Raw genomic sequence first — 18,601 nt, 5'->3', positions numbered from 1 at the left:
GGTCATCCCCAACGCGACGACTGTCGTCGCCCCCGCCGCCCCCCAGGCTCTCCTCCCCGGCAATTGCGGGCAACGGCACACCCCTGAAAAAAGCCGCAAGACGGCCCATCCGGGGCAAGCCGGCCAGCGATGCGTCACAACCCGCCCGCCAACCGTTCTCCCCAGGGAGGGCCGGGAGTCGGTCCTGGTCACTGAGGCGGGCGCTTCTTGACTTGACGCGATAATGTGGGGAAAGCTGCCGGGAAATATCAAGACTCCCGCACGCCCTCTTGACCTCTCCAGGAGGCTTTCGATGCCCTCGTCGCACCGACCTTCCCGCGAGTCCGTCCCTCCCCTGTGGCGTCCGTCCCGCCTCGCCCGGCAACGCCTTGCCCTCCTTGCGGCGGTCTGGCTGGCCCTGACCACCGGCCTCGCCTGGGCCACGTCAGTGCGCGCCGCTGCGGCGGACTGGGCGAACACCGCTCGTTCCGTCACGGCCAGTGCCAAAATTACGGACCAGGAACAGGCTCTGGCGGCCTTTGCCCGAGGTGACGGGGTGGGCCGGTTCTTCGTTGGCTTCGCCTCGGGCAAGCGCCTCGCCGCCTCGGCTCCCCTTGCCGACGAGGCCCAGAAACTCGCCCGGAGGGATGTGGTGCGGGAAAGCCGCGACAAGGCCCTGGCGGCCATGCCCGACCTGCCTGAAAGCGTGATCCGCTACCGCTATGACAACCTCTTCTACCTGTCCGTGGCCGTCACGCCCGAGCAACTGGCCGTCATCCTGGCCAATCCCGAGGTGGACGCAGTGGAGCCTGTCGGCGTCATGCAAGCCGACATGCGCCAGGGCTTGCCCCTCATTGGCGCCACCCTCCCGCGCTCCCAGTACGACGGTACCGGCCTTTCCATCGCCGTGTGCGACACGGGCATCAATTACCTCAATCCCTATCTCGGCGGCGCGGCCTTTCCCAACGCCAAGGTCATCGGCGGCTACGACGTGGGGGAACAAAAGGCCGACCCCATGGACGGCAACGGTCACGGCACGGCCTGCGCCGGCATCGCCGCCGGGGACGTCGGCAACAGCGTCGACTACGTTGGCGGCGTGGCCCCCGGGGCCAAGCTCTATGCGCTCAAGATCACCTACGACGCCACAGGCAAATACTGCAACGAGGACGCCTACGTGGCAGCCTGGGACTGGTGCGTGACCCACCAGAACGACAATGCCAGCGCGCCCATCAAGATCATCAGCACGAGCTTTAGCGGCGGCAAATACGACGGCGTGTGCGACAGCGCCAAGACGGCCATCGCCAACGCGGCGGCGGCGGCCAAGGCGGCTGGCATCACGTTGTTTAATTCTGCCGGCAACAGCGGCTATTGCAATGCCCTGCCAAGCCCGGCTTGCATATCCTCAGTCATTGCCGTGGGCTCGGTCTATGACGCGGCCGTGGGGACGTATCTGCCCTGCGTGAGCGCGGACTCTTGCGTGGAAAAGACCGCCTCCAGTTCCTGCGACACCGGCTACTACGCCACCGACGTCACCCAGGTCGACAAGGTCCCCTCCTATTCCAACGCCTCGCCCCTGGTCGGTCTGCTGGCCTCGGCCAACATGGCCTTCACCCTTGGTATCGGGTCCAACACCTGGAACCCCAACTTCGGCGGCACCTCCGCCGCCTGCCCCTATGCCGCCGGGGCCGGGGCCGTGCTCCAGGCCGCAGCCAAGGCCCGAACCGGCAGCTGGCTCACCCCGGATCAGGTTTTTTCCAAACTTTCGACCACCGGGACCACCGTCCTGGACCCGAAGTCCAACCTGTCAAAGCCGCGCATCGACCTCCAGGCGGCCGTGGCAGCCACCACCCCGGTCCCATCCACGGGCTATTTGCAGGTTACCATCGCCACCCCCGCGCCGACCGGCGGGGCGGGGGTCTGGCGGGTGGACGGTGGCACCTGGCGGGCCAGCCAGAACGTTGCCGGAGGACTGACGGCCGGATCCCATTCCGTGGACTTCAAGCCCGTGGCCGGTTGGACCACGCCGGTCAGCCGGACCGTCGTCGTGGCCGCCAACCAGACCACCAGCCTCTCGACGGGCTACGGCCTTTCCGGAACAAACTTCCTGCCGCTGGACATTCCTGCCGCTGTACCAGCCAACACCCATGGTATAAACGAGAACTTCGCCGGGACACTGGACAACTGGACCCAGCAGCAGGGCAGTTGGAGCGTTGCGGACGGCATGGCCAGCGTTACGGCTGACGGCTCCCAGACCGCGACCTGGTACAGCCTCTCGTCCAATGGCGGGATCTACGGTGATTTCACTTGCTCGGCGACCCTGCGGCGCAGCAACGCGGCAAACAGCACCAATGCGCTGATTGTGCGCGGCACGCCCCAGCCCCTCAATACCGCCGGGAATAGCAGCTGGTTTTACGGCTATGTCTTTGGCTACACCAACAGCGGCTCATTCGCCGTATTCGTCCTGCGCGACTGGTATCTGACCATGCTGCAAAACTGGACCGCAAGCGACGCCATCATAGCCAACGACTGGAACACCCTGGCCATCAAGGCCGTGGGATCGAGCCTCACCTTCTCCATCAACGGAACGCAGGTCTTGGCAACCACGGATACATCGCTCGGCGCCGGTCAGGCCGGCGTGGCCATGTACACCGGGACCGGCGGGACTCTGGACGTCAAGCGGGTTACGCTCATGCCTATCCCTGGCGGCGCTGTCTCGGCGGCCCAGACTGCCGCGACGGCAGGAACAGTGGCCGCTCCCTTAGGCGACGAGGCAGGCTCGGGCCGGTAGACGATGTGGTGCCTGCTCGATAGCCACTGGGACGGGTTGATGAGTCCCCGATCACGAACCTTTCCAGGGAACCCAGAGCAGGCCCAGCGGCAGCACCGTCCACAGACGGCAGTGCGCGCTTTGGTCAGTCATGAAGCCTTACCGAAAAGACCGCCCGAGGGCCCCTCACCGCAGGCCACCAGAGGAAAGCGCTTTACGCACAATTATGATGATGAATGTTGGGAATAGCGTTGGGAACAAAAAAGGGCTTACAGCTGTTTTGCTGTAAGCCCTGGAAGTTGCGTAACGTCCTCAAGGGAATTTGCCCACCTGTTACCCAGGGTAAATGCCGTCAATAGACCTTACTGGGACTGCTATTTTTTGACTGGCTCAATTTTTCCCACAGGTGCAGGCACCGAATTTTGCAGGATCGGTCACACCGATGAGATTATTGGCGCGTCAGCCCTTCAACTGGTACCGTTGCGGCATATTTTTCTGAGGGACCATACTCCTGCCTTTCAAGCTCCACTGAAAAGCGCGGATTCACCAGGATGGAGACCTCTGGCAACTTCGCCTCGGGCCTTTAAAGCTTGTAAATCATCTGTGCATCGGCAATTCGTTTGTTTGCTGCAAGACAAACTCTTCAGGACAATACGCGTAAAAGATTAGACATCATCTTCTTGCGGGTCATCTTCATCTTCAGCATTAGCCTCGTTGTCCTCAATTTCATTTAAAAGCGTTTCAATTTCGTCAGCCAAATCAAAGAGGCGTTGGCCATACAATTCAAATTCTTCGGCTGACTTGTCTTCTAAATAGTCAGCAACCTCTTGAAGTATTGTTGATGCTTTAGAAATCTTTTTCTTGGTTGATGCGTTCATTACACATTCCTCCTTAACATAACGGTTATCGGTCATGCCGCATTCTGCTCCGTTTTGTCCTCCCAGTATACATCCATAGGCCAACGACCGTCAAAAGCGTCAACCGCCTGTCCAAATTTCCGTGGCTACCCCCAGTCCCAACCTCTCGTCCCGGCCGCACACCTGGCACGACCCAGCATTCATGCACATAGTAATCGTATATACGGCAACGACACGCCGCATCCTTGACCGATACACACAAAAAAATTAGTGTTTGTAACTGTCAAAAAGATGTTAACGATGAAACTTTATTCGGGACTATCGCAGCAACAGCACCCTTACAGCCCGTAGTTTCCTGCGATCATTGCACAGCAGCGATCTGCGACCATGCATCGCATTCTTTCACGGAGGGCGCACCATGTACGTCGGTCTCAAAATGCTCAAGGACTTCAAGAAAGTCACACCGCAAACGCCGGTTCTTGATGCGGATAAACTGCTTACTGGCAGCGATTTCTGGATGCTCCTTGTGGTGGACGACAACAGCAAGCTGCTCGGCTACGTGCGCAAGGAGGACATCGCCCTGGCCCTGCCCTCCATCATGACCACCCTGGAAAAGCACGAGGCCCTCTATCTCCTGTCAAAGCTTACCGTGCAAAAGATCATGCGCAAGGACATCATTGCCGTGCATCCGGAAATGGAGATCGAGCAGGCTGCCGAAATCATGCACCAGAAGAATCTGGCCGGACTGGCTGTTGTTGGGGACCAGCAAAAGCTCGTCGGCTACATCAACCGCTCGGTCATGCTTGATGTACTGGTCGAGGAAATGGGCCTCAAGCAGGGCGGTTCGCGCATTGTCTTCGAGGTGGAAGACCGCACCGGCGTCCTCCATGAAGTCTCCGGCATCATCAACGAATTGGGCGTCAGCATCATCGCCACCGGCACCTTTTACCACAACGACCGGCGCATGGTGGTCATCCGGCTGGCGGTCGACGACCCGTGTCTGGTGGCCGGGGCCATCGAGCGCAAGGGGTACAAGCTCGTGTCTGCCGCCGATTTTGAAGAGGAGTGGGCGAGCTGATGGCCTTTCTGGAAATCGACAACGTCACCCTGACCTTCCGGGGCATCGCGGCCCTGACCGGTGTGAGCTTCACCGTGGACAAAGGCGGCATCGTCTCGCTCATTGGCCCCAACGGGGCCGGCAAGACCAGCATGCTCAACTGCATAAGCGGCCGCTACACCCCGGACTCCGGAAGCATCAGCCTGGGCGGACGCGACCTGCTGGCCGTGCCGGCCCACGCCCGCACCAGCCTTGGCCTGTCGCGCACCTTCCAAAATATCGCGCTGTTTAAGGGCCTCTCGGTGCTCGATAACCTCATGGTCGGCCGTCACGCCCGCATGGACTACGGTCTGCTGGCCTCCATCCTCTACTTCGGGCCGGCCCGTCGGGCCGAGGACGCCCACCGCCGCCGGGTGGAGGATGTCATCGATTTCCTGCGCCTTTCGCCCTACCGCCACCATCCGGCCGGCAAACTGCCCTACGGCGTGCAAAAACGGGTGGAACTCGGCCGGGCCATGGCTGCCGAATCCGACCTGATTTTGCTCGATGAACCCATGGCCGGCATGAACCTTGAGGAAACCGAGGACATGGCCCGCTATATCCTCGACATCAATGAGGAATGGGGCATGACCGTGCTGCTCGTCGAGCACGACATGGGCGTGGTCATGGACATCTCCAGCAAGGTGGTGGTCCTGGATTTCGGCCGGGTGCTGGCCGAAGGCCCGCCCGAAGCGGTCATGGCCGACCCGGCCGTGGTGGCCGCCTACCTCGGCGGCGAAGACGCGGTGTTTCTGGGACGCTAGTGTCGCGTCCTCGAACAGAGCACAGCATGTTTCGTCGGCAACATACTAAAACAATGCATTTTCTTAAAAAACTATCGTATTTTTTAAGGGACGCGACACGAGGCGTCCGGCAACCGATAACCGATACGCGGATGTGACGATGGGCGACGCCCGAAAAATCTACGACGACACCCTGCCCGGCCTGCTGCTGCGGCGCGCCCGCGCCCATGGCCCAAAGACCGCCCTGCGCGAAAAGCAATGGGGCGTGTGGCAGCGCTTTTCCTGGAGCGACTACCTCGCCGCTGCGGCCGAATTCGCCGGCGGCCTCAAAAAGTACGGCCTGGGCCGGGGCGACATCGTCATCCTCATTGGCGACAACCGGCCCGAGTGGCTTTTTGCCGAGTTGGCCATCCAGGCCCTTGGCGGCATTGCCCTGGGCCTGTACCAGGACGCCCCGGCCGAGGAGATCGCCCACATCTTCAAGCTGTCCGAAGCAAGGCTGGTCGTCGCTGAAGACCAGGAGCAGGTGGACAAGATCCTGGGCCTTCGCCCCGAACTGCCGCATCTGGCCCATATCGTCTACCACGATGCCAAGGGCCTGGCCGGCCTGGACGAACCCGGACTGGTCAGCTTTGAGGCCGTGCGCGACCTTGGCCGCGAACTGGCCGGGGGATTTGAAGCCTGGACCCAGGTGCTGTCCCCGGAGGATCCCTGCCTCATTGCCACCACCTCCGGCACCACCGGCCGGCCCAAGCTGGCCCTGCTCTCGCATAAAAACCTCCTGGCCATGGCCCACAACCTGGGGCTGGTGGATGCCAAGCGCGACACCGACGAGTTCGTCTCCTTTCTGCCGCTGGCCTGGATGGGCGAGCAGATGATGGCTGCCGCCTCGGCGCTCCTTTTCGGCTTCACCGTCAATTTCCCCGAAGACCCGGACACGGTGCAGGAAAACATCCGGGAGATCGGTCCCCACGTCATCTTCTCGCCCCCGCGCGTCTGGGAGAATCTGGCCGCCCGGGTCCGGGTCAAGATCATGGAGACCACGCCGCTCAAACGCTTGCTCTATGAAACGCTCCTGCCCGTCGGCATCCGCTACGCCGATGCCCGCTTTGCCGGCCGCAAGCCGGGCCTGCCTCTGCGTCTGGCCTATTTTCTCGCCTGGGCCTGCCTGTTCCGGGCGCTCAAAGACCGGCTCGGCTTTTCCAACGTCCGCTCGGCCAGCACCGGCGGCGCGGCCCTTGGTCCCGACGCCTTCCGCTTTTTTCACGCCATGGGCGTCAATCTCAAGCAGATCTACGGCCAGACCGAAATCGCCGGCATCTCATGCATCCACCGCGACAGGGCCGTGGATTTCACTTCGGTGGGCCAGCCCATCCCGGACACCGAGCTGACCATTGCCGCCGACGGCGAGATTCTGTCCCGGAGTCCGTCAGTGTTTCTCGGCTATTACAAAAACCCCGAGGCCACGGCCGAAACGCTCACCGACGACGGCCGGCTGCGCTCGGGCGATGCCGGCTATTTCGACGACGCCGGCCGGCTGGTGGTCATCGACCGGGTCAAAGACGTCATGACCCTGGCCGACGGCTTCAAGTTCTCGCCCCAGTTCATGGAAAACAAGCTCAAGTTTTCGCCCTACGTCAAAGAGGCCGTGGTCCTCGGCCATACCCGCGACCATCTGGCCGCCATCGTGTGCATCGACGCCGAGATCGTCGGCCGCTGGGCCGAGTCCAAGGGACTCACCTATACCACCTACCAGGATCTGGCCGCCAAGGCCGAGGTCTACGGGCTGGTGCAGGGCGAGATCGCCGGCATAAACGCCGGGCTGGCTCCCCAGATGCGAGTGCGCCGCTTCGCCCTGCTTTTCAAGGAACTCGACGCCGACGACGGCGAACTGACCCGCACCCGCAAGGTGCGCCGCAAGGTGGTCGGCGAGCGCTATGCCGGACTCATCGAGGCGCTCTACTCCGACGCCTGCAGCCTCAATCTGCGGGCCGAGATCACCTACCAGGACGCCAGCGTCCGGGAGATGTGCGGCGAACTGCGTCTGGAAAACGTGGCCGAGACGGCCGGTCCCGGCTGATTCGCCGTTGTTGCAAAGGATTTGGCCGTCGCATGCGGCCAGGGCATGAGGAGAGAGCGTGGACTATTATCTGCAACTGCTTGTTTCGGGCCTGGTCATCGGCAGCATCTACAGCCTCGTGGCTCTGGGTTTTGTCATCATCTACAAGGCCACCAAGGTGGTCAACTTCGCCCAGGGCGAACTGGTCATGGTCGGGGCCTACATCTGTTTTTCGCTCACCGTCCAGGCCAAGCTGCCCTTTCTGGCGGCCTTCTTCCTGACCCTTGGCTTCTCGTTTATCCTCGGCATCGCCATCGAACGGCTCATCCTGCGGCCCATGATCGGCGAACCCATCATAAGCGTCATCATGGTCACCATCGGCCTGTCCTCGGTGCTCAAATCCCTGGTCCAACTGTTCTGGGGCACGCAGATCCAGGTCTTTCCGCCGGTGCTGCCCCAGGAGCCGGTCATGATCGCCGGGCTGCCCGTGGCCCCGGTCTATCTGGCTGCCTTTGCCCTCTCCATCATCCTCTTCCTCATCTTCTCGGCCTTTTTCAAATACTCGCGCCTGGGCATCGCCATGCGGGCCACGGCCTTTGACCAGCAGGCCGCCGCCAGCATGGGCATCGGGATTAAAAACATCTTCGCCCTGTCCTGGTGCATCGCCGCCATGGTCTCCTCCATCGGCGGGGTCATCCTCGGCAACATCAACGGTATAAACGCCCAACTCGGGCATCTGGGCCTCAAGGTCTTCCCGGCCGTGATTCTCGGCGGCCTGGACAGCCTGCTAGGCGCGGCCCTTGGCGGCCTTATCATCGGTGTCCTGGAAAACGTCTGCGACGGTGCGGCCAAGGAATTCCTCGGCCTTGGCGGCTTCAAGGACGTGGCCGCGTTTCTCTTCCTCGTCGTCATCCTCATGATCAAACCTTACGGGCTCTTCGGCGCCCGGGAAATCGAGCGGGTGTAGCCCATGCACGGACAATGTGGACTGTTTTTCCGAACCTATGCCGGCGAGGCCCAGCTTTTCCCCGGCCGGTTCCTGAAAATTTCCATGCTCCTTTTTTTCGCGGCCCTGTGCCTGGCTCCCTGGGCCATGAACAAGTACCTCGTCTCCATCCTGTGCCTGATCAATATTTCCGTCATCGGCGCGGTATCCTTAAACCTGCTCACCGGTTCCTGCGGCCAGATCTCCCTTGGCCACGGGGCCTTTTTCGGGGTCGGGGCCTACAGCGCAGCCTATCTGGCCAACCTGGGCCTGCCCTTCCTGCTGGTTCTGCCCGGGGCCGGGGCCATCACGGCGCTGACCGGCATGGTCTTCGGCCTGCCCTCGCTGCGCCTTAAGGGCATCTATCTGGCCATCGCCACCCTGGCTGCCCAGCTCATCCTCGAATACGTCTTTCTCCACTGGGACGCCGTCACCGGCGGCTCCGGCGGCATGGCCTTGGATCCGCCGTCCATTTTCGGTTTCGCCTTCGATTCCGACCTCAAGATGTTCTACCTGACCCTGGCTGTGGCCGTCTTGTGCGTGCTCAGTGTGCGAAACGTCATGCGTACCCGCCTTGGCCGGGCCTTTGTGGCCATCCGCGACTACCACCTCTCGGCCGAGATCGTCGGCGTGGACCTTTTCGCCTACAAGCTGCGGGCCTTTGGCTTAAGCTCCTTTCTGGCCGGCGTCGGCGGGGCGCTCTGGGGCAGCTACACCATGTACATCACCCCGGAGCAGTTCGGCATCGGGCTTTCGGTCAGCTATCTGGCCATGATCATCATCGGGGGCCTGGGCAGCGTCATAGGTGGCGTCTTCGGCGCTGTGTTCATCACCATCCTGCCGGAACTGCTCAATTTCATCGCCCAACATGCCGGCGCGGCCTTCACGGATTTAAGCGGCGCGCTCCTGGCCATGAAGGAAGGCGTCTTTGGCCTCGTCCTGGTCCTGTTCCTGATCTTTGAACCCGAAGGGCTGGCCAACCGCTGGCGGCTCGTCAAATCCTATTGGAAGCTCTATCCCTTTGCCCATTAGCCCTGCGCCACAATGCGGCGGACTTTCAGGGGGCGGCGCAAGCCGTCAGGCCAGGGATTTCCGGACATCCCGGCGGGCGAAGCCGGGACGCAACACGCAACCGTGGGGGGAAAAATGAAACGACTGGCAACACTGCTGACCCTGGCCCTGGCCTGGACACTCACCCTGGCCGGCCCGGCCCTGGCCGAGGAGTCCGTCAACATCGGCCTGCTCTCCGACCTGTCCGGCCCGACCTCGGCCGTGGGCGTGCCCTACTCCGAAGGCATCAAGGACGCGGCCAAATACTTAAATGAAAACGGCGGCATCGCCGGCAAACCCATCAAGCTCATCGAGGTGGACTACGCCTACAACGCCCAGCAGGCCCTGTCCGCCTACAAGCGGTTCACCTCCCAGGACAAGATCGTGGCCCTGCAGGGCTGGGGCACCCAGGACACCGAAGCCCTGACCAAGTTCGTGGGCAAAGATGAAATTCCCACCCTGTCGGCTTCCTATTCCGCCCACCTGACCGATCCGGCCAAGGCCCCGTACAACTTCTTCGTGGCTGCCGACTATTCCACCCAGATCCGTGGGGCACTCAAATATTTCAAAGCCAACTGGAAAGAAGCCCGCGCCCCCAAGGTGGCCTTTGTCTATCCCGACCACCCCTACGGATTGGTGCCCATTCCAGCGGCCAAGGACTATGCCAAGGAACTGGGCTTTGAAATCGTGGGCGATGAGACCGTGGCTCTGGGGGCCATGGATGCCATGGCCCAGATGCTGCGCCTGCAAAAGCTGGCCCCGGACTACGTCTGGATCGGCGGCACCACGCCCTCGGCCGCCGTCATCATGAAGGACGCCCAAAAACTGGGCTTTAAAACCACGTTTTTCTGCAACATCTGGGGCGTGGACGAAAGCCTGTTCAAGCTCGCCGGCGACGCCGCCAACGGCACCTATTCGCTCCAGACCGCCGTGGTCTACGGCCAGAAGGTGCCCGGCATGGCCGTCATCGAAAAACTGACGAACGGCGCGCCGAAAATGACCCATTACATCCGGGGCTTTGCCTCCATGCTGGTCATGGCCGAGGGCCTTAAGATCGCCGCCGCCAAAGGACCGCTTACCGGACCGGCCATCAAGGACGCCTTGGAGACACTGCGCGATTACAATCCCATGGGCCTGACCCCGCCCATCAGCTACTTCCAAAACGACCACCGGCCCAATATGTCGGTCATCATCTACAAGGTCGACGGCGGCAAGATGGTCGAAGTGGTCACGGAAACCCTGGAACGCAAGCCCGAATGGCTGGGGAAATAGACGCCGTGGATCTGCTCGCCGTTGAAAACCTCGAAGTCGTTTACAACGACGTGGCGCTCACCCTCAAAGGGCTGTCGCTTCGCGCCGTGCAGGGTCGGATCACGGCCCTGCTCGGGGCCAATGGGGCCGGGAAGTCCACCACCCTCAAAGCCATCTCCGGGCTTCTGGCCGGCGAGGACGGGGCCATCACCGACGGGCGCATCATCTACGACGGCGCGCCCATAAGCCGGCTCGCCCCGGAACGCATCGTGCGCCTGGGCGTGTTCCAGGTCATGGAAGGCCGGCGGGTGTTCGAGGACATGACCGTGGAGGACAACCTGCGCTGCGGCGGCGTCACCCGCCCGGCCAGGGAGTTTCGGGCCAGCGTGGAGCGCGTCTACGCCTACTTCCCGCGCCTCAAGGAACGTCGCCTGCAACTGGCCGGCTACATGTCCGGCGGCGAGCAGCAGATGCTGGCCATCGGCCGGGCGCTCATCGCCAAGCCGCGCCTGCTGCTCCTCGACGAGCCCTCCCTGGGCCTGGCCCCACTTTTGGTCGAGGAAATCTTTGACATCATCCGCCGGGTCAACCGCGACGAGGGCGTGACCATCCTTTTGGTCGAGCAAAACGCCCGGGCGGCCCTTGGCATCGCCGATGTCGGCTTTATCATGGAAAACGGCCGCATCGTCCTGGATGGCACGTCCGAGGAGCTTTTAAACAATCCCGACGTCCAGGAATTCTATCTGGGCCTGTCCCACGGCGGCGAAAAACGCCGCTACCGGGACGTCAAACACTACCGCCGCCGCAAACGCTGGCTGGGGTAGCCGAGAGGAATGATGCCTCCGGCGGCCAGGAGAGGCGCTGCCTCTCCTGGACCTCTCCGCCGGGGGCCTGAGGCCCCCGGACCCCCGCAAGGGGGAAAGGGATCAAGGGATACCTGCCGCAGGCGAAGAGTTGGTCGGCTGCCGGCAGGACGGCCCAACCAGAGAGAAAGGGGCATATCATGGACGCAGCAAAGCCCGAGTCCGGTTTCTACAACCCGCTGGAGAGCATGGACCGCGAGGCCGCGGCAGCCCGCAAGTTCGACCGGTTGCGCCGGCTGATCAGCCACGCCTACAAGCGCAGCGAGGAATTCAAGGCCCGTCTGGACGGGGCCGGCCTGACGCCGGACGACGTCGCCTCCTGGGACGACTTCGCCCGCATCCCGCCTCTGGGCAAGAAACAGTTGCTGGCCTTGCAGGACGGCGGGGCCGGACTGGCCCGCCTGCTCACCGGCGGCGTTGCCGGACTGCGGCGCATCTACCAGTCGCCGGGACCGCTCTATGATCCCGAAGGACCGGGGCCGGACTATTGGGGCTGGGCCGAGGCCTTTTATGCCGCCGGCTTTGCCCGGGGCGATCTGGTCCAGATGACGTTCAGCTATCACCTGACCCCGGCCGGTCTCATGCTGGAGGAACCGCTGCTGGAACTCGGTTGTACCGTCATCCCGGCCGGACCGGGCAACACCGACGTCCAGATCGACCTCATGACCCGGCTGCCTGTCACCGGCTTCGTCGGCATGGCCAGCTACCTCGCCGTCATCGCCGACAAGGCCCGGGAGCGGGGCCTCGACCTGCATCGGGATTTCCGGCTGCGCACGGCCTTTGTGGCGGCCGAGCGCCTGCCCGAGAGCCTGCGCCAGAAAGTGCAGAACGCCTTCGCCATGACCATCCGCCAAGGCTACGGCACGGCCGATGTCGGCTGCATCGCCTACGAATGCGCCGCCCTCACCGGCATGCACGTCAGTTCCCGGGGTATTGTGGAAATCTGCGAACCGGGCACCGGCCGCCCCCTGCCGCCAGGAGAGGTGGGCGAAGTGGTCTTCACACCCTTTGCCGACGCCTATCCGCTCATCCGCCTGGCCACGGGCGATCTCTCCAGGCTTGACGACACGCCCTGCCCCTGCGGCCGCACCTCCCCGCGTCTGGCCGGCATCCTCGGCCGGGCCGACGATACGGCCAAGGTCAAAGGACAGTTCATTTATCCGGCCCAGGCCGCCGAAGTCGTCGCCGCCTTCCCGGCCATTGTCGACTGGCAGATCGTGATCCAGAATCCCGGTGGCAAGGACACCATCGAGGTCCGGCTGTGCTGCCGCGAACCCCTGGACACGGCGGCTTTCGCAGCCCGTTTCCAGGAAAGGCTCAAGCTGCGCCCGCAGGTGACGGTGCTGCCCTCTGGCGAAAACATAGTCTCAGGCTCGCCCAAACTCCTGGACGAACGCCGATTCGAGTAGTCTCCCAGGCCAGCGGGCGCATCAGCCCAGGGCCGGCTGGATTTTTCGGTTCGCAGGGCGACCATCTGCCCCGGTGCAAGTTTTTGCTTTTCGGCATGGTGCTCCACACCGTAGCGCTTGCGGATCAGCTACCGGAAGCCATTTTACGTATCTTTATCTTCCATTGCCGCGTCTCCACGGGCGTTGTCGAAGCGATCATCCATTCCTGATTCGCAGCAGCATGCCCCTCCTTTGCAGACTGCCTGAAAAGGGGAGGATTAACCGCTTCAGAAGTGTTCAAGCCAAGAAAAGCGACAGGACCGACGCCATCTGCTGGACGTCGGCCTGTCGCTTTTTCGTTTAGAAAGCTGAGCGGTCAGTTCGGGAAAAGATTGTTGATCTTGCAGGCTGCGCAGGCCGCGTCAAAGCCACTTTGGCTACAATCTTTTCCAGAGCATCCGCAACTACTGGTCAGGGAGGGGTATTCGTGTAATAGTTATTAATAGGGTTTCGCCGAATCCGAGCAGAGGAGTTTCCATAATGGTTTCAGATAGATCGTTGGTTAACATACGCCAAGATGTCCTTGCGAAATGTCCAACCGGGATACAAGGGTTTGACGAGATTACTGCTGGGGGGCTGCCCAAGGGGCGTCCCTCCCTGGTCTGCGGTGGGCCGGGCTGCGGCAAGACACTTTTTGGCATGGAGTTTTTGGTTCGCGGCGCGACGGAATTCGACGAACCCGGCGTCTTCGTTTCCTTCGAGGAGAGACCAGAAGAACTGGCTCAGAACGTCATTTCGTTGGGCTGGAACCTCCAAGATTTAGAAACCAATGGCAAACTTCTGGTCGAGTATGTCCAGGTCGAACGGAGTGATATTGAAGAAACGGGCGAGTACGACTTGGAGGGACTTTTTATTCGCCTCGCCAGTGCTGTAGACGCCATCGGTGCCAAGCGGATCGTCCTGGACACGGTGGAATCGCTGTTCGCAGCCTTGCCCAACGAACTGATCCTGCGCTCGGAGTTGCGGCGGCTCTTTCGGTGGCTCAAGGACAAAGGGCTGACGGCGATGATCACGGGGGAACGGGGCGACAGGAACCTCACCCGGCACGGACTTGAGGAGTATGTATCCGACTGCGTGATCGATCTGAATGTCAGGGTTAAAAGCGACATCGCCACACGCAGGCTGCGGATCGTCAAATATCGTGGATCCCGCCACGGCACCAACGAGTACCCCTTCCTCATTGGTGCGACCGGTTTTTCGGTTATGCCCATCACCTCCATTAATCTGGACTATGCCACATTAATGGAGCGAGTCCCGTCGGGGGTCGAGCGCCTGGACACAATGCTCGGCGGCAGTGGATATTACAAAGGTTCCAGCGTCCTGATCACAGGTACAGCCGGAACGGGCAAATCGAGTTTGGCTTCCGCCTTTGCCCAGTCAATCTGCGCTACGGGCGGAAAGTGCCTCTATTTCGCATTCGAGGAAGCGGTCAGCCAGATTCTACGCAATATGAGCTCCATCGGCATTAATCTGGGGCAATGGGTCGATGCCGGCTTGCTCAAGTTCCACGCCTCAAGGCCAACCACCTTCGGCATGGAAATGCACCTTTTGACGATGTATAACATGGTCAAGGAGTTTAATCCTAGTGCTGTCATCATCGACCCAATCTCGAACTTGTCTTCAGTCGGGAACGAGGAAGAGGTCAAGTCTGTCCTGACGAGGTTTGTGGACTACCTTAAGGGACGAGGCATTACTACTTTATTCACTGACCTTACTTCAGGGAAGACCGCTGGCGAGTATACCGAAGCCGCCATTTCTTCCCTCATGGACACGTGGATTTTGCTGCGAAACATTGAGACGAATGGAGAGCGCAACCGGGCGTTGTTTGTTCTCAAGGCTCGGGGCACAGACCACTCAAACCAAGTCCGAGAATTTGTCCTCTCCAGCCAAGGATTGGAATTGACTGACGCTTACCTTGGCCCTGAGGGGGTGCTTATGGGCTCGGCCAGAGTAGCCCAGGAAGTGCGCGCGCAGGCGGAATCGATGCGGCGCAGTCAGGAACTCAAAGGCAGGACGCGCGGCCTGGAAACGAGACGGGCTATGCTTGAGGCACAGATGGCTTCGCTTAAGCAGGAGGTCATTTGCCTGGATGAAGAGGTGGAGATGTTTAAGGTCGAGGCCATGGCGCAGGACGACGCGCTGGCCAAGGGCCGGGATGACATGGCGCGGATCCGCAAGGCCGACTGAACCACTGAAGAGGACGACATGATGGAAAATGAAGAGATATCTCCGGAGCAGAGTGGTGCGATGGTCGGTACATTCTGGAGTCTGCGTCTTTACGTAGCCGGGCAGACGCCCAAATCATTGGAGGCCTTCGCCAACTTGAAAAAGATTTGCGAAGAGTACTTACAGGGCCGATGCGAGATTGAGGTTGTCGATCTTCTGGAAAATCCGCATCTCGCCAGGGAATACCAAATCGTCGCCATCCCAACACTGATTCGTAAGCTGCCGCAACCGATCAAAAAGATCATCGGCACCCTGGTCGACACCGAACGTGTCCTGGTCGGCCTCAATATCCAGGCGAGTTCCGGTAAAATGATGCAAGACTCCGGAGTACGCCGTGGATAAACCAAAAAATAGAGCTGCTGATTTTGAAAAGGCGCTCCAGGATCGTGCCCAGCAAAAGTATGTTCTACGCCTCTATGTGGCAGGTATGACACCGAGGTCGAGGGAGGCGATCACCTCTATCAAGAAACTCTGTGAGGAACACCTGCAAGGGCGTTACGAAATCGAGATTCTCGATATCTACCAACACCCGGAGCTGGCCAGCGCACAGCAAGTTATCGCCGCTCCAACTCTGATCAAGGAACTTCCACTCCCACTGCGCAAGTTTATCGGCAGCTTGTCCGACGAAGGCCGTATCCTTAAAGGACTTGATGTCCAGCCAAAGGAGCGCATCGCTTGTGGACATGAATAGGACCAAGCCACTGGAAGTGTTAGCCCAGGAAAATGAGGAGCTGCGAATTCGTCTCGAGGAGGCCGAGGACACTCTGCGGGCTATCAGGAACGGAGAAATTGACGCTGTTATCTCGTCTGGAGTTCAGGGAGACCAAGTCTTCACACTGAGCGGAGCAGACCACGTCTACCGGGTGATGTTTGAGCAAATGAGCGAGTCTGCGGTGACTGTAGATTTGGACGGCCAAATTCTTTTTGCCAATTCGAATTTTTTTACCCTTTTAGATCTTGGGGCTGAACAGATCCTTGGAAAGTCTCTCCTGGCCTTCATTTCGCCCCCCGACCGGGAACTGTTTCGATCTCTCCTGCAACAAGTCATACTTGATAAGTCCAAGGGTGAGGTCAAACTGAAGGCAGCCAATGGCAGTGAATTACCGGTGCTCGTTTCTTTGAGTCTCTTGCAACTGGACGATAATCCCATTGTCGCCATACTGCTTACGGATCTGCGCGAGCAGAAAAGGATCGAGAAGATACTTTCTTCAGGGCAGCTAGCCAGCATTATTTTAGAGCAGGCTGCTGAGGCGATTGTGGTATGCGACCCCGAGGGAGCCATCATTCGCGCCAGTTCGCAGGCTCGACGACTTTGCGGCCAGGAGAATCCCATTGGGAGCAACTTCGAGGACGTTTTCCCATTGGAGGTCATTAGTCGATCCTCAACAAACGCTCATCAACTCCCGGAAAAGAATGATTCAGGCTGGCCTCGCTTCAGCTTAATCTGCATGATGGATAAACATGTCATACGATCTCTCGAAGTATGCTTAAAGCATGAATCAAAGTGTGAGTCATACCTGCTGTTAAGCGGACGTCCTATGCAAACTGAGACAGCAGAGCACCTTGGGTGGGTTTTGAACTTGACCGATATTACAGCCAGAAAACAGATGGAGGATGATTTGCTGCGGGCTAAAGACGCGGCTGACCGGGCAAGTCGGGCAAAGAGCGAATTTTTGGCAAATATGAGCCATGAGATACGTACGCCTCTCAATGGTATCCTTGGGATTCTTCAGATTCTCCAGTTGACTGCCCAAGATCTTGAACAAAAGAAGTATATCCTTGAAGCTATAAGGTCTTCTGGTCGGTTATCTGGTTTGTTGTCAGATATTCTCGATTTGGCGCGCGTCGAATCAAATAAAATTGATGTCCGAGAGGACGTGTTTGGCGTCAACGAGCTGGTAGAATCTGTTCGGGAATCTTTTGAGATCGTTTGTAAGAATAAAAACATTGAATTAGTTTTTTTGTGCGACAACCGCATACCCCAGGGATTGGTTGGGGATGAAGCTCGATTGCGGCAAGTTCTTTTTAATCTTGTTGGGAATGGAATTAAGTTTACAGAGAAAGGTAGTGTCGTTGTTGATGCGTCTATGGTTTCGAACCAGAACGATCAACAATGTCGAGTTCTATTTTCCGTAACAGACACAGGAGTCGGCATAAAAGATGAGTGGCTGGATGAAATGTTCAAACCATTTACTCAAGTTGACGGTTCGTATGCTCGTTCAAGACAAGGCGCAGGACTCGGGCTTGCTATAGTCAGCAGGTTGGTTGGCCTGATGGGAGGGAGCCTTTGTGTCTCAAGTGAGTTTGGTGTTGGGACAACGTTTTTCGTGGTTATGAGCTTTCAAAAAGAAATATTGGACAAGAAAGCAATCGCCGAATCTTTCCCGGACAGCTTGCCAGATGATCTTGGTGCGTTTAAAATTTTGGTTGTTGAAGACGAAGATTTGAACCGAATGGTTGCAAAAATGTTATTGCAGAAATTAGGCCATGACGTAGAGACTGCAAATAATGGTAGCGTAGCTTTAAAAATGATTGAAGCCAACAATTATGACTTGGTTTTTATGGACATACAGATGCCCGTTATGGACGGCATAATTGCTACCAAGTCGATTCGGAATTCTTTAGAGCTAAAGGCAAAAGCCAACATCCCGATCGTAGCCATGACTGCCCATGCCATGTCAGGCGATCGGGAACATTTTCTGGTGGCAGGAATGAACGATTATGTTTCCAAGCCAATTGAAATACAGGCTCTCAAGGATGTTATTGTGCGGGTGATGTCCACGAAATTTCGGTAAACGACGCAAAGCCGAAAGAGAATGCTGGGGTTATTCAGGGCAGCTTCAATCGCTTTGCTGCGAAAACCCGCGATGCTCTTGTCGCCGGCAACCATGGCGGGCGACATTGCCGTCATTGTGCAAGCTGCGCCCGAAGTTCTTGATAGTCCAACACTCCACCCCCAATGAGCTTTAGCAACATGGCATATAAGCCAGAAGCTCTATGCCGAGCCTCCCGGACATATCCAGTCTGCAAGCTGATGCGGATTTCAGCATGGCCCAGCAGATCACGATACGCCGTTGGAAAAGCATATCGAAAAGGGTAAAGATTTCCTTCGAGGCAAGGGTCGGTCGGCGAGGAACGCCGGATGGATCGCCCTTCCGGCAGGGATTCCGTGAGGAAGGCTCGTGAAGTTGGCCGTGGGGGTGAGAGTGCTTCCCTTCGGCTCTGGAGTGATGTGCTGGCTTGTGGCATGGCTGCGGCCCACGCCGATATGCGGCAT

Annotated in this window: 15 protein-coding genes; 13 read left to right on the top strand and 2 right to left on the bottom strand. The window is 59.4% G+C overall.

The window, feature by feature from the left end:
* Window positions 1-292 precede the first annotated feature (292 nt).
* Entirely contained in the window at window positions 293-2,767 is a 2,475-nt protein-coding gene (locus DVDV_RS06810) for a S8 family serine peptidase (RefSeq protein WP_075353948.1), read from the top strand.
* 644 nt (window positions 2,768-3,411) lie between these two features.
* On the opposite strand, the gene DVDV_RS06805 is transcribed toward DVDV_RS06810, so the two are convergent.
* Complete coding sequence (locus DVDV_RS06805) at window positions 3,412-3,624, bottom strand: hypothetical protein (protein WP_075353947.1); 213 nt, start codon at window positions 3,622-3,624, stop codon at window positions 3,412-3,414.
* 397 nt (window positions 3,625-4,021) lie between these two features.
* On the opposite strand from DVDV_RS06805, the gene DVDV_RS06800 reads away from it, so the two are divergent.
* The 12 genes from DVDV_RS06800 (at window position 4,022) to DVDV_RS06745 (ending at window position 18,119) form a co-directional block, all read left to right on the top strand.
* Window positions 4,022-4,681: a CBS domain-containing protein gene (locus DVDV_RS06800; RefSeq protein WP_075353946.1), complete on the top strand. Its 660-nt coding sequence runs from the start codon at window positions 4,022-4,024 to the stop codon at window positions 4,679-4,681.
* Window positions 4,681-5,463 (top strand): ABC transporter ATP-binding protein, encoded by a 783-nt coding sequence (locus tag DVDV_RS06795; protein WP_075353945.1) that lies wholly within the window; start codon window positions 4,681-4,683, stop codon window positions 5,461-5,463. The genes DVDV_RS06800 and DVDV_RS06795 overlap by 1 nt, the downstream gene beginning before the upstream one ends.
* Window positions 5,464-5,602: 139 nt before the next feature.
* Window positions 5,603-7,522, top strand: a complete 1,920-nt coding sequence (locus tag DVDV_RS06790; RefSeq protein WP_075353944.1) for an AMP-binding protein — start codon at window positions 5,603-5,605, stop codon at window positions 7,520-7,522.
* A 58-nt stretch (window positions 7,523-7,580) separates the two neighbouring features.
* Window positions 7,581-8,468 carry a branched-chain amino acid ABC transporter permease gene (locus tag DVDV_RS06785; RefSeq protein ID WP_075353943.1) on the top strand — a complete coding sequence of 296 codons (888 nt, stop codon included), beginning with the start codon at window positions 7,581-7,583 and terminating at the stop codon, window positions 8,466-8,468.
* Between the two features lie 3 nt (window positions 8,469-8,471).
* Window positions 8,472-9,518, top strand: coding sequence for a branched-chain amino acid ABC transporter permease (locus DVDV_RS06780; RefSeq protein WP_075353942.1), 1,047 nt, complete (start codon window positions 8,472-8,474; stop codon window positions 9,516-9,518).
* Window positions 9,519-9,632: 114 nt separating this feature from the next.
* Entirely contained in the window at window positions 9,633-10,808 is a 1,176-nt protein-coding gene (locus tag DVDV_RS06775) for an ABC transporter substrate-binding protein (RefSeq protein ID WP_075353941.1), read from the top strand.
* Window positions 10,793-11,611, top strand: a complete 819-nt coding sequence (locus DVDV_RS06770; protein ID WP_075353940.1) for an ABC transporter ATP-binding protein — start codon at window positions 10,793-10,795, stop codon at window positions 11,609-11,611. The genes DVDV_RS06775 and DVDV_RS06770 overlap by 16 nt, the downstream gene beginning before the upstream one ends.
* Window positions 11,612-11,790: 179 nt before the next feature.
* Complete coding sequence (locus DVDV_RS06765; protein WP_075353939.1) at window positions 11,791-13,059, top strand: phenylacetate--CoA ligase family protein; 1,269 nt, start codon at window positions 11,791-11,793, stop codon at window positions 13,057-13,059.
* A 519-nt stretch (window positions 13,060-13,578) separates the two neighbouring features.
* Entirely contained in the window at window positions 13,579-15,285 is a 1,707-nt protein-coding gene (gene kaiC / locus DVDV_RS06760) for a circadian clock protein KaiC (RefSeq protein ID WP_075353938.1), read from the top strand.
* 18 nt (window positions 15,286-15,303) lie between these two features.
* On the top strand, window positions 15,304-15,666 hold the full coding sequence (locus DVDV_RS06755; RefSeq protein ID WP_075353937.1) for a circadian clock KaiB family protein: 363 nt from the start codon (window positions 15,304-15,306) through the stop codon (window positions 15,664-15,666).
* Window positions 15,659-16,015: a circadian clock KaiB family protein gene (locus tag DVDV_RS06750; RefSeq protein WP_075353936.1), complete on the top strand. Its 357-nt coding sequence runs from the start codon at window positions 15,659-15,661 to the stop codon at window positions 16,013-16,015. The genes DVDV_RS06755 and DVDV_RS06750 overlap by 8 nt, the downstream gene beginning before the upstream one ends.
* Window positions 16,008-18,119, top strand: a complete 2,112-nt coding sequence (locus tag DVDV_RS06745) for a response regulator (protein WP_254845291.1) — start codon at window positions 16,008-16,010, stop codon at window positions 18,117-18,119. Before DVDV_RS06750 ends, DVDV_RS06745 begins: the two co-directional genes overlap by 8 nt.
* Before the next feature lie 112 nt (window positions 18,120-18,231).
* Here DVDV_RS06745 and DVDV_RS23885 read toward each other — a convergent pair whose 3' ends face one another.
* Window positions 18,232-18,573, bottom strand: a complete 342-nt coding sequence (locus DVDV_RS23885; RefSeq protein WP_368482910.1) for a DUF6538 domain-containing protein — start codon at window positions 18,571-18,573, stop codon at window positions 18,232-18,234.
* Window positions 18,574-18,601: the final 28 nt, after the last annotated feature.

The sequence above is a fragment of the Desulfovibrio sp. DV genome (assembly GCF_001936595.1).
Lineage (GTDB): Bacteria > Desulfobacterota > Desulfovibrionia > Desulfovibrionales > Desulfovibrionaceae > Solidesulfovibrio.
This window is presented reverse-complemented; position numbering and strand designations above follow the sequence as displayed.

Excerpts from the sequence above, each read along its gene's own strand:
- DVDV_RS06810 (WP_075353948.1), top strand. The coding sequence starts at position 293 with ATGCCCTCGTCGCACCGACCTTCCCGCGAGTCCGTCCCTCCCCTGTGG.
- DVDV_RS06805 (WP_075353947.1), bottom strand. The coding sequence starts at position 3,624 with ATGAACGCATCAACCAAGAAAAAGATTTCTAAAGCATCAACAATACTT.
- DVDV_RS06800 (WP_075353946.1), top strand. The coding sequence starts at position 4,022 with ATGTACGTCGGTCTCAAAATGCTCAAGGACTTCAAGAAAGTCACACCG.
- DVDV_RS06795 (WP_075353945.1), top strand. The coding sequence starts at position 4,681 with ATGGCCTTTCTGGAAATCGACAACGTCACCCTGACCTTCCGGGGCATC.
- DVDV_RS06790 (WP_075353944.1), top strand. The coding sequence starts at position 5,603 with ATGGGCGACGCCCGAAAAATCTACGACGACACCCTGCCCGGCCTGCTG.
- DVDV_RS06780 (WP_075353942.1), top strand. The coding sequence starts at position 8,472 with ATGCACGGACAATGTGGACTGTTTTTCCGAACCTATGCCGGCGAGGCC.
- DVDV_RS06775 (WP_075353941.1), top strand. The coding sequence starts at position 9,633 with ATGAAACGACTGGCAACACTGCTGACCCTGGCCCTGGCCTGGACACTC.
- DVDV_RS06770 (WP_075353940.1), top strand. The coding sequence starts at position 10,793 with ATGGCTGGGGAAATAGACGCCGTGGATCTGCTCGCCGTTGAAAACCTC.
- DVDV_RS06765 (WP_075353939.1), top strand. The coding sequence starts at position 11,791 with ATGGACGCAGCAAAGCCCGAGTCCGGTTTCTACAACCCGCTGGAGAGC.
- kaiC (WP_075353938.1), top strand. The coding sequence starts at position 13,579 with ATGGTTTCAGATAGATCGTTGGTTAACATACGCCAAGATGTCCTTGCG.
- DVDV_RS06755 (WP_075353937.1), top strand. The coding sequence starts at position 15,304 with ATGATGGAAAATGAAGAGATATCTCCGGAGCAGAGTGGTGCGATGGTC.
- DVDV_RS06745 (WP_254845291.1), top strand. The coding sequence starts at position 16,008 with ATGAATAGGACCAAGCCACTGGAAGTGTTAGCCCAGGAAAATGAGGAG.
- DVDV_RS23885 (WP_368482910.1), bottom strand. The coding sequence starts at position 18,573 with ATGCCACAAGCCAGCACATCACTCCAGAGCCGAAGGGAAGCACTCTCA.